This is a genomic window from Amycolatopsis sp. NPDC045836 (assembly GCF_056431745.1).
The window spans coordinates 1-2,652 of record NZ_JBWKKF010000057.1 but is presented as its reverse complement, the minus strand read 5'-3'; the positions used below and the strand labels follow the sequence as shown (position 1 = coordinate 2,652).

The 2,652-nt window shown below is 75.9% G+C and carries 2 protein-coding genes; both read left to right on the top strand.

The features are described 5' to 3' along the window. Positions 1 to 672: ABC transporter ATP-binding protein (locus AC07EG_RS40255; protein ID WP_478258537.1), on the top strand; the 672-nt coding region annotated here is incomplete at its 5' end. Between the two features lie 6 nt (positions 673 to 678). After that, a partial coding sequence (locus AC07EG_RS40250; protein WP_478258536.1) for an ABC transporter permease occupies positions 679 to 2,652 on the top strand: 1,974 nt, incomplete at its 3' end.

Below are 2,652 nucleotides of genomic sequence, written 5' to 3'. Positions count from 1 at the left end.
CTGGCCGGGGTCAGCCTGGAACTGCCGAAGGGGTCCTTCACCGCGGTGATGGGCCCGTCCGGCTCGGGCAAGAGCACGCTGCTGCACTGCGCGGCCGGGCTGGACGTGCCGACCGGAGGCCGGGTGCGGCTCGCCGGGCAGGACCTGACCGGGCGGTCCGAGGACGCGCTGACCAAGCTCCGGCGCGACCACGTCGCCTTCGTGTTCCAGGCGTTCAACCTCATCCCGACCTTGACCGCGGCGCAGAACGTCGCCCTCCCCGGTCTGCTGGGCGGCAACGGGATCGACCAGCGGGCCGCTCTCGGCGCGCTGGCGCGGGTCGGCCTCGCCGACCGCGGCTCGCACCGGCCGGGTGAGCTCTCCGGCGGGCAGCAGCAGCGGGTCGCGATCGCCAGGGCGCTGGCGGCCGGGGCGGCCGTGCTGTTCGCCGACGAACCCACCGGCGCGCTCGACACCCGGAGCGCGGCCGGGGTGCTCGGCCTGCTGCGCGGCGCGGCCGACCGGGACGGGCAGACGATCCTGATGACCACCCACGACCCGGTCGCCGCCTCCTACGCCGACACCGTGCTGTTCCTCGTCGACGGGCAGCTCGCGGACCGGTTGTCCCGGCCGGATCCCGGCCAGGTCGCCGCGCGCCTGTCCCAGCTGGCCGCCACCGAGCAGAGGGGCTGAGAAACCGTGTGGACCCTGATCCGGGCCGGGCTGCGCCACCGCGCCGCGGCCCTGCTCTCCGTGGTGGTCGCCGCCTGCCTCGGCTCGGCGCTGCTCGTGCTCTGCGGGGCGATGTTCGAAACCGGCATCCGCCTGGCCGCCCCACCCGCCCGCCTCGCCGCCGCCGACCTGGTGGTCATCGGCGACCCCAGTTACACCATGCTGGACGAGGAGGGACGTGAGACCACCGACCTGCGGTCGTTCCCGGAACGCCACCGCCTCCCCGAAGGCGTCGTCGAGGACGCGGCCGCCATCGACGGTGTCGGCCGGGCGGTGCCCATCCGCTTCCTCGACGCCCACGCCACGAGTCCCACCGGCGCGGTTTCGCTGACCGCGCAGAACTGGGCCTCCGCCGCCCTCACCGGACTGCCCGTGGCCGAGGAGGCCGGTCCCGGCCCGGGCCAGGCGGTCCTCACCGCCGCGGCCGCGGGCGCGCTCGGCGTCGCCCGAGGCGACACCATCACCACCACCGTGGCCGCCCGGACCACCACCGTGCGGGTGGCCGCCGTCGTCGGTGGCGGGGACGTCCCCGCCACCCTGTTCCTCAACGACGCCGACACGGCGGACGGCGCGGGCATCGACGCGCTCGGTGTCGTGCTGGCGCCCGGTGCCGACGAGTCCGCTGTGGACGAGGAGTTGGCGGCGGAGCTGGGTGAGGTGCGCGTGCTCACCGGTGATGACCGCGGTGCGGCCGAGGACCCGGCCGTGCCGGCGGCCCGTACGCCCACCATCGTGATCGGTGCGGTGTTCGGCGGGATCGTGCTCACCGTGCTGGCCACGGTGGCTTCGGGCATCGTCGCCCTGTCGGTGCGCCAGCGCGGCCGGGAGATCAGCCTGCTGCGTGCGACCGGCGCCACCGGGCGGCAGGCGCGCACCCTGCTCGTCGGCGAGGCGTCCACGGCCGGGCTCGCCGGCGCCGTGGGCGGGCTCGCCCTCGGTGTTCCGCTCGCCCACGCCCTCTACGCCGCGATGCGCTCCGGCGGGGTGGTCCCCGGCGGACTGGAACTGCGCGTGGGGCTGATTCCCTTCGGGGTCGCGGTGGCCGCCACCGGTCTCGTCGTCTGGGGTGCCGCGCGGGTGGCGGCCAAGCCCGCGCGCCGCTCCCGGGCGATCGACGCGCTCCGCGAAGCCGACCTGCCCCGCGCCCGCGTCGGCACGCTCCGGTGGGTGCTGGGCATCGCCTTCGGCCTGGGCGCCGTCGCGCTGGCCATCCTGACCTGCCTGATGCCACCGGCGCTGGTCACGGCCACCGCCGGACCCGCCGTGCTGGCCGGGGCGATCTCCGCCGCGCTGCTCGCCCCGGTCCACCTGCGGGTGGGCCTGGTGTTGTGCCGCCCGCTGCTGGGCCGCGGCCTGACCGGGCTCGCGGGGACCAACGTCCGCGCCCGCATCGCCGCGTTGTCCACCGTCACCGGTGCCGCCGCTCTCGTCGTCGGCATCGGTGCCGGGAACCTGATCTCCCAGACCATGCTCACCACCGCCGCGGCCGACGCCCAGGTCGCCACCATCACCGCCGAAGCCGTCGTGCACGGCCCCGCCGGTACCGTGGCCGAGCACGCCGACGAGATCGCCGCCTTGCCGGAGGTCGCCGCGGTCAGCCCGTTCGTCACCTCCGGCGGCTGGATCGAACACCCCTACGACGACTCCCACCGTGACCGGCCGTGGCCGCTGCGGGGGCTCGACGGCTCGCAGGCCGGGCAGCTGCTGAGCAACCAGCTGCTCGACGGTGACTTCGGCGATCTGACCGGGGACACCATCGCCCTGCCCGGTGAGCTGGCTGCCGAGCTGGGCGTGCGCATCGGTGACGCGCTCGACTTCCGCTTCGGCGACGGCACCGGCGCGAAGCTGGGCGTCGTGGCCACCTACGACGACCTGCCCGGCTACGAGCACCTGATCCTGCCCGCCGACCTGCTCGCCGCGCACACCACCGCCCGGGCACCC